This window comes from Raoultella sp. (genome assembly GCF_039594335.1).
Taxonomy (GTDB): Bacteria; Pseudomonadota; Gammaproteobacteria; order Enterobacterales; family Enterobacteriaceae; genus Klebsiella.
In genome coordinates, this window is sequence record NZ_JBCNNS010000159.1 from 1 (window position 1) to 8,194 (window position 8,194).

Here is an 8,194-nt window from a genome sequence, read left to right on the forward strand (position 1 = left end):
GCTCGGCGGACAGCTCAATATCTTCGCCGCGAGCAAAGGCATCGCGGGCCTCTTCTGCCGCCAGCGGACGCATCGCTTCGAAGTTCACCATCTGCGCATGACCGTAGAATACTGGCGACTGCACGATTCTGGCTGAAACCATCAAACCTTCATCCTGGAGGACCTTGCGCACTTCATCGACAATACGGCGCTCTTCGCGCACGCTACCTTCACGGTCCGGCAGCAACGGCAGCATGTTAAACGCCAACTGACGGCCAAAGAAATCTTCATCATCGATGGGTATACCGTTGAGCAGCTTCGCGCTCTGCCCTGCCAGCGCATCAACGGCTTTTTTACCGTGTGCGGAAGCGGAGATCAGGCTGGTTACGCTGATACGCGACAGGCCGCCTTCATCGATCAGCGGTTTCAGCGCCGTCAGCAACTGGCTGGTGAGGCTGTTGGGGACGGCGATGACGTTGCGATTGCGGTAATCGGCAAGCACAAACGGGTTCACTTCCGGCACCACCAGGGGTACGTCCGGCTCCAGCGCGAACAGACCGCTGAGATCGATAACCAGACAACCGGCATTGGTCGCATCGTCAACATAGGCCGCGCTCGCCTCAACGCCAGCGGCAAAAAAGGCCAATTGAACCTGGGTCCAGTCAAATACGGCAGCATCCTGCACGATCACCGACTTACCGCTAAAACGCAGGTGCTCTCCCGCGCTCTCATTGCGCGCCAGCGCATAGATATCACCCACCGGGAACTGACGTTCAGCAAGGGTGTCGAGCAGGGCTTCGCCGACGGCGCCCGTTGCGCCCAGTACGGCAATATTCCAGCCTTCAGACATGGTGGTTTACTCCAGAGAAAAGCGACCCTGCCGGAGTATCCAACAGGGTCATTAAGAAGACATTAACGAATGGGGTGATGTACGGCATTAAAACCGAGCTGCCGCAACAGCGTCGCCGCCTGCAGATCGCTGCACTGCACGTACAGTGATGACCATTCACGGCGTTCCTGATAATTTTTGCGCAGCTTGTCAAATTCACCCGGCACGCCGGCAACTTTTCGCAGCGGCGCATCATCGCGGCGCACATCATACACCAAATGCACCAATCGTTTCAGCGTTGGCTGATCGAGCGCGCCGTGCAGGGTAATGCGGCCAAACTCCGGGGCAGGCAGCAGCGTATCCAGCGCCACCTGCTGTGGGTGACCAATAAAGGCACTGTAGGCTTCAAAAACCTGCGTCGTCCCGCGCGCTTTCCCTTCGAGGGTGTAGCCCGCAATGTGCGCGGTGCCAATATCTACGCGATCCAGCAACGCCAGGTTCAAATCCGGCTCAGGTTCCCAAACATCAAGTACCACGCTCAACGCTTGCCCACTTTGCAGGCAGGCCAGCAGCGCACCGTTATCCACTACCGGTCCGCGACAGGCGTTGATCAGTATGCTTCCCGGTTTCAGACGGCGAATCAGCGCCTCATCCGCCAGATGCAAGGTTTTGTAGCGGCCTTCTTTATACAAAGGAGTATGGAACGTCAGAACGTCCGCTTCCTCTACCAGCTCATCCAGCGTACGGAAGTCACCTTCGTCTCCCCGATCGGCACGCGGCGGATCGCACAACAGCGTTTTGATCCCTAGCGCTTCCAGACGTTTTTGCAGGCGCCCACCGACGTTGCCGACGCCGACGATCCCGACGGTACGATCGGTCAGCGCGAAACCGTCGCGCTCAGCCAGCATCAGCAGCGCCGAGAAAACATATTCCACCACTGCAATCGCGTTACATCCAGGGGCGGCAGAGAATCCAATTCCGGCCTGCTGCAGCCACGCCCGATCGACATGGTCGGTACCGGCTGTCGCAGTGCCAACAAATTTAATTGCCTTGCCAGCGAGCAGCGCTTCATTGACTTTTGTGACCGAACGAACCATCAACGCATCGGCGCCGGTCAGCGCGTCGACGGGGACGGGACGGCCGGGGACCGCCTCGACTTCGCCCAGGCGACTAAAAAGCTCGCGGGCATAGGGCATATTTTCATCAACGAGGATTTTCACGGTTCAGTACCTGTCTGAGAACGAGAGTAAACCGGGGAAGTGTGCCATAATCTCGCCGCCAGGAACATCATCACCGGGCCTCTGTACAGCAATACGGAAAGGATTAATATGACACAACCCGTTTCAGGTATGTCCGATCGTCCCCCGGGGACCGGCGCTTCCGTCGCCGGAGAGCCCGCGCTGACCATGCAACAACGTACCGTTCTTGAGCGATTGATTACACGCCTGGTGGCGTTGACCTCGCAACAGAGCGCGGAAGTGTGGGCGGGAATCAAGCACGATCTGGGGCTCAAAGGCGATGCGCCGCTGCTGGCGTGCCACTTTAGCGCCGCCGAAAACAACCTGAATCAACGCTTAAGCGTGGCGCAGCAAAAACACCATCAGCGCCAGATTCTGGCGCAGTTAAGCGAGTTGCTGAGTCAGGGAAACAACCGTCAGGCAGTGAGCGATTATATCCGCCAGCATTATGGGCAAACGACGCTGCACGCGCTGACGCAGGCGCAGTTGCAAAATGTGCTGCAACTCCTGCAAAACGGCCAGCTGTCTATCCCTCAGCCGCAGCAGCGCCAACCGACTTTACGCCCGCTGTTGCCCGCGGAGCACAATACGCTTAACCAGCAGGTAAGCCGCCTTGCCGCCGCAACCGGCGAACCCGGGAAACTTATCTGGCACTCAATGCTGGAGTTATGCGGTGTGAAAACCGGTGAGCTGATTCCGGCGACCCACTTCACCCCCCTTTCTTACTGGCTACATGCGCGGCAGACGCTGAGCGCGCAGTCAGCCCCGACGCTGACCTCCCTGCAAGCGGCGCTTAAACAGCCGCTGGAAAATCAGGAGTGGCAAAAGATCGTCGACTTTGCCGAGCATAACTGGCACGTCACGCCGCAAACGGCATTGAGCGCAACGCAGATTCTGACGCTACTGAATAAGGTCTTTGTACTTCGTGTCGCCCGGGCGCAGGAAACGCTGGCCATTCCCACGCTGCCACCGGAATCCTCTCCGCTCGCCAGGCGACTCAAAAGGCCGGGAGTAATTGTTCTGGCGCTGATGCTGCTACTCGTCCTGCTTTGGCTGGTGATCTAATTCCGCGTTACTCGCCACCAGACCGGCTTATCGCTGACGGTAATCTTTAGACTCAAACGCCCGCACGATACGGGTGTTTGAGCCTCTATAAGGCAATGCTCCTCCTCGGTCTGCGCGCCCGGCATATATTCATCCTTGTTATCCAGTGCTGTGACCGGTTGTTATCGACACCAACATGTTTGAACGCGGAAAACCCCGGCTTCCCTCGCCGAAGACCGGGAATCGGGTTATTTACGCAGGGAAAACAGCGTCATGAGAATGCCCAGAACCGCGCATATTGCCCCCGCCAGAAAGACAGAAGAGTAGCCCAGCGACGTGGCGAGCAGCCCGGCAAGCGGACCGGTGACACCGTATGAAATATCCTGAAAGGCCGCATAGCCGCCGAGCGCGGTCCCCCGCACCTGAGCCGGTACGCGTTTGACGACTTCAACACCGAGAGACGGGAAGATGAGCGAGCAGCCGCAGCCGGTCAACGCCGCCCCGGCCAGGGCAACCCAGGCTCCCGGCGCCAACCACAGCAGCGTCAGGCCAATGGCCTCGATCAGCAGCGACGCCATCGCCACCTTTATGCCGCCGAAGCGGTCCGGCATCCAGCCAAAGATAATACGCATCAACACAAAGGCGCTGCCGAACGCGGTCAGCGTGAAGCCAGCCATCGCCCAACCGCGGCTGGCGAAATAGAGTGAAACGAAGGTGCCAATCACGGCAAATCCCACCCCTTGCAGCCCCAGGCCGATGCCTGGGCGCCAGATCATACCGACGACGCTCCATAACGCGGGCCGTTCGCCCCCGTGTGCCGGAACTTTACTGACCGTACCGTTGATTGCCAGCGCCAGCAGCGGTAGTCCCATCGTGACGCTGGCGAGAACCGCAACGCCAAAGTACGAGTAGATCATCAGCCCCAGCGGCGCCCCCACCGCCAATGAGCCGTACATCGCCATCCCGTTCCAGGACATGACCTTGCCTGAACGCGCAGGACCAACCAGCCCCAGTCCCCAGCTCAGATTTCCGGTCAACAGCTGGCTTTCACCAAATCCAAGGATCAAGCGCCCAAGCACCAGCAGCGCAAATTTCGCCAGCACGGAAACCGGCAGTAACGCGGCCAGCAGCCACGCCGCCCCGGCTAATGCGCAGGCTAGCATACCCTGCAGCACCGAGCGTTTGGCGCCATACTGATCGGCCAGACGGCCGGCGTAGCCCCGGGTCAGCACCGTTGCCAGAAACTGAATGCCCACCGCAAGGCCCACCATCGTGTTACCGAAGCCCAGCTCATTGTGGAGAAAAAGCGGGATCACGGGTAGCGGCAGGCCTACAGTCATGTAGGTCAGAAAAACGGCAAAGGTAATACGAAATAATGGAATATTCGCTGAAGAGGTATGTGTTGTTTCAGTCGCTGCGGACATGCTTTACTCCAGTTCGCAGAGTAAGGCGAGGTAGTAGCCACGCCCCCTCCACCTGATTATCAGGGTTAAGGCGCGTTGGATGACGTTAAACGCTTACGCATTATCGGGGTGATAATGTTTTGCCGCAGTTTGCCTGTAGAGGTCCGGCTCTGTCAAGACGGCAAAAAAGGAGCCCGCAGGCTCCCTTTGAACATCTCGGTTGAAGAACCAGCCGATTATGCTGGGAGTTTACGCATCACCAGCGTGGCGTTGGTGCCACCGAAACCGAAGCTGTTGGACATCACGGTCGTCAGCGCTTGCTCGGTCGGTTTGGTGATGATGTTCAGGCCAGCCGCCTGCTCATCCATCTCTTCGATGTTAATGCTCGGCGCAATAAAGCCATGTTCCAGCATCAGCAGAGAGTAGATCGCTTCCTGTACGCCCGCGGCGCCCAGGGAGTGACCGGTCATCGCTTTGGTCGCGGAGATAGCCGGGCTGTGGTCGCCGAAGACTTCGCGAATCGCACCCAGTTCTTTCACGTCGCCGACCGGCGTCGAGGTCCCGTGGGAGTTCAGGTAGTCGACAGGCGTATCTAAACCGGCCATCGCCTGTTTCATGCAACGCACTGCGCCTTCACCAGACGGAGCAACCATGTCCGCGCCGTCAGAAGTTGCACCGTAGCCGACCACTTCTGCATAAATGTGTGCACCACGCGCCAGAGCATGCTCCAGCTCTTCAACCACCACCATACCGCCACCGCCGGCGATAACAAAACCGTCGCGATGCGTGTCATAAGTCCGGGACGCTTTATCCGGCGTTTCGTTGTATTTGGTGGAGAGTGCGCCCATGGCGTCGAATTCACAGGCCATTTCCCAGCACAGCTCTTCGCCGCCGCCCGCAAAAACGATGTCCTGTTTGCCAAGCTGAATTTGTTCAACCGCGCTGCCGATACAGTGTGCTGAAGTCGCACAAGCGGAGCTGATAGAATAGTTCACACCGTGGATTTTGAACGGAGTGGCGAGGCAAGCGGATACCGCAGAACCCATCGCTTTGGTCACAACGTAAGGACCGACTGCTTTCAGGCCGCGCGGGCTGCGCATCGCATCTGCGCCAAACACCTGAGATTTGGAAGAACCGCCGGAACCCGCAATCAGGCCCACGCGAGGGTTGTTTTGATAAACTTCTTCTTTCAGTCCGGCGTCGGCAACAGCCTGCTGCATAGAGAGATAAGCATAGACAGAAGCGTCGTTCATGAAACGCACCACTTTGCGATCGATAAGACCGGTGGTGTCCAGTTTAACGTTACCCCACACGTGGCTGCGCATACCAGAATCTTTGAATTCTTGAGAGAAAGTGATCCCCGAGCGCCCTTCACGCAGAGATGCCAGGACTTCCTGCTGGTTGTTACCGATGCTGGAAACGATGCCCAGGCCAGTAATCACTGCACGTTTCATTCAATACCTCTGTAAGTCACACTATTTTAAGTTTCGTGTCGCACAATAGCGTACACTTGTACGCCGAACAAGTCCGATCAGCCATTTTGTGTATAAATTTGCGCCCCCAGGCACACATCGTTAAGATCGTTCTACGCCTTGAGATTCGAGTAACTTACGTGAAACAAAACGCCATACAACCTGCCAACCTGGAATTCAACGCTGAGGGTACACCTGTTTCCCGAGATTTCGATGATGTGTACTTTTCCAACGACAATGGTCTGGAAGAAACACGCTACGTTTTCCTCGGCGGCAACTGCCTCAATGCACGCTTCCCGGTCCACCCACACCCGCTGTTTGTCGTCGCCGAGAGCGGGTTCGGCACCGGTCTCAACTTCCTGACACTTTGGCAGGCGTTTGATGTTTTTCGCCGTGATAATCCTGAAGCTACCCTGCAAAGATTACATTTCATCAGTTTTGAAAAATTTCCGTTGACCTCCGCCGATCTGCGACGGGCTCATCAGCACTGGCCGGAACTGGCGCCGTGGGCAGAACAGTTGCAGGCGCAGTGGCCGCAGGCGATCGCTGGCTGCCATCGCTTACTGCTGGACGACGGACGCATCACGTTGGATTTGTGGTTCGGGGATATCAATACGCTGACCCTCGAACTTGATGACTCGCTGAATCAGCAGGTTGACGCCTGGTTTCTTGATGGTTTCGCGCCGGCGAAAAATCCGGATATGTGGACGCCGGAGCTGTTCAGGGCAATGGCCCGCCTGGCCAGGCAGGGCGGCACGCTGGCCACCTTTACCTCCGCCGGTTTTGTCCGTCGCGGCCTGCAGGAAGCGGGTTTTACCATGCAGAAACGCAAAGGTTTCGGCCGCAAACGCGAAATGCTGATCGGGGAAATGGCCCGCACGCTGAATATTCACGCCCGCACGCCCTGGTTTGCGCGAACCGGCAGCCAGCAACGCGATGCGGCGATTATCGGCGGCGGTATAGCCAGCGCCCTGCTCGCGCTCGCACTGCTCCGCCGCGGCTGGCAAGTCACCTTATATTGCGCTGATAACGCACCAGCTGAAGGAGCATCCGGTAACCGCCAGGGAGCGATCTACCCCCTGCTTAGCCAGCACGATCCGGCGCTGGCCCGCTTCTTTCCGGCGGCATTTACCTTCGCTCGGCGTCTGTATGACGCCCTGCCGGTCATGTTCGATCATCAGTGGTGCGGCGTCACCCAGCTTGCCTGGGATCAGAAGAGCGAACAGAAAATCGCGCAGATGCTGGCCCTCGACCTGCCGGAAGAGATTGCCGCTGCCGTCAACGCGCAAACCGTCGCGCAGATCGCCGGCGTGGAAACCGGCTGTGGTGGAATCACCTATCCCTCCGGGGGTTGGCTCTATCCGCAGCAGCTGACGGCAGAACTTTTGGCGCTGGCGGCAACACGGGGACTGCGCACCCGATATAACGTTAAAGTCACAACGCTGGCGGCTGACCATGACAGCTGGCAGCTCAATGAGCAGTTGCGCCATGAAGTGGTCGTGCTGGCAAACGGCCATCATCTGACTGATTTTCCTCAGACTGCGCGGCTGCCGGTGTATCCGGTGGGTGGACAGGTGAGCCATATTCCGACCACACCAGCGCTGTCAGCTCTGCGCCAGGTATTGTGCTATGACGGCTACCTGACGCCACAGAACCCTCGTTATCAGCAGCACTGTATCGGCGCCAGCTACCATCGTGGGCAGACGGAGGCGACCTTTAGCGCCGATGATCAACAGCAAAACCGCCAACGGCTGATCGACTGCTTCCCACAGGCCACATGGGCGCAGGACGTGGATACCAGTGGAAATGACGCCCGCTGCGGCGTGCGTTGCGCCACCCGCGATCACTTACCGATGGTGGGAAATGTACCGGATTATGACGCCACGTTAGCGCAGTACGCGACGCTGGCCGAAGACAAAGCGCTGGCGCCGACGGCCCCGGTTTATCGCAATCTGTTCGTACTGGGCGCACTGGGTTCGCGCGGGCTATGCTCCTCCCCGTTGACGGCGGAAATACTGGCAGCACAAATGAGCCACGAACCGCTGCCTCTGGACAGAGAGACCCTGGCGGCGCTGAATCCGAATCGATTATGGGTGCGGAAGCTGCTGAAGGGAAAAGCGGTGAAATAAGCCGAACGGCGGTGAGTGCGTTCGGTTAAGACCACAGCAGCGCGACATCAGGGTGATACCCGGCGTCGCGCTGCCCGGCCGGGTTTTCAGGTCCGGCGCT

6 protein-coding genes are annotated in these 8,194 nt (G+C 58.4%); 2 read left to right on the top strand and 4 right to left on the bottom strand.

Translation table 11 applies throughout. From position 1 onward, the window contains the following. Both ACZAHD_RS19740 and pdxB read right to left on the bottom strand, forming a co-directional pair. Nucleotides 1-829, bottom strand: an 829-nt coding sequence (locus ACZAHD_RS19740; protein WP_462458274.1) for an aspartate-semialdehyde dehydrogenase, incomplete at its 3' end; no start/stop codon positions are given. Nucleotides 830-891: 62 nt separating this feature from the next. Further along, nucleotides 892-2,028 (bottom strand): 4-phosphoerythronate dehydrogenase PdxB, encoded by a 1,137-nt coding sequence (pdxB, locus tag ACZAHD_RS19745; RefSeq protein WP_462458275.1) that lies wholly within the window; start codon nt 2,026-2,028, stop codon nt 892-894. A gap of 108 nt (nt 2,029-2,136) precedes the next feature. On the opposite strand from pdxB, the gene flk reads away from it, so the two are divergent. Beyond that, the gene (flk, locus tag ACZAHD_RS19750; protein ID WP_462458276.1) at nt 2,137-3,111 is read left to right on the top strand and encodes a flagella biosynthesis regulator Flk; all 975 of its coding nucleotides are present in this window, start codon (nt 2,137-2,139) and stop codon (nt 3,109-3,111) included. A 227-nt stretch (nt 3,112-3,338) separates the two neighbouring features. Here the strand turns inward: flk and ACZAHD_RS19755 are convergent, their stop codons facing one another. Together ACZAHD_RS19755 and fabB are read right to left on the bottom strand one after the other, a co-directional pair. Next, on the bottom strand, nt 3,339-4,514 hold the full coding sequence (locus ACZAHD_RS19755; protein WP_462458277.1) for an arabinose transporter: 1,176 nt from the start codon (nt 4,512-4,514) through the stop codon (nt 3,339-3,341). A 215-nt stretch (nt 4,515-4,729) separates the two neighbouring features. Beyond that, a complete protein-coding gene (fabB, locus tag ACZAHD_RS19760) occupies nt 4,730-5,947 on the bottom strand; it encodes a beta-ketoacyl-ACP synthase I (protein WP_462458278.1) in 1,218 nt (405 codons plus the stop codon). Nucleotides 5,948-6,105: 158 nt separating this feature from the next. Between fabB and mnmC the strand changes: the two genes are divergently transcribed. Then, on the top strand, nt 6,106-8,094 hold the full coding sequence (gene mnmC / locus ACZAHD_RS19765) for a bifunctional tRNA (5-methylaminomethyl-2-thiouridine)(34)-methyltransferase MnmC2/FAD-dependent 5-carboxymethylaminomethyl-2-thiouridine(34) oxidoreductase MnmC1 (protein WP_462458279.1): 1,989 nt from the start codon (nt 6,106-6,108) through the stop codon (nt 8,092-8,094). The last annotated feature ends 100 nt before the right edge of the window (nt 8,095-8,194 follow it).

Coding starts and splice junctions, on each gene's coding strand:
- flk (WP_462458276.1), top strand. CDS start 2,137: ATGACACAACCCGTTTCAGGTATGTCCGATCGTCCCCCGGGGACCGGC.
- ACZAHD_RS19755 (WP_462458277.1), bottom strand. CDS start 4,514: ATGTCCGCAGCGACTGAAACAACACATACCTCTTCAGCGAATATTCCA.
- fabB (WP_462458278.1), bottom strand. CDS start 5,947: ATGAAACGTGCAGTGATTACTGGCCTGGGCATCGTTTCCAGCATCGGT.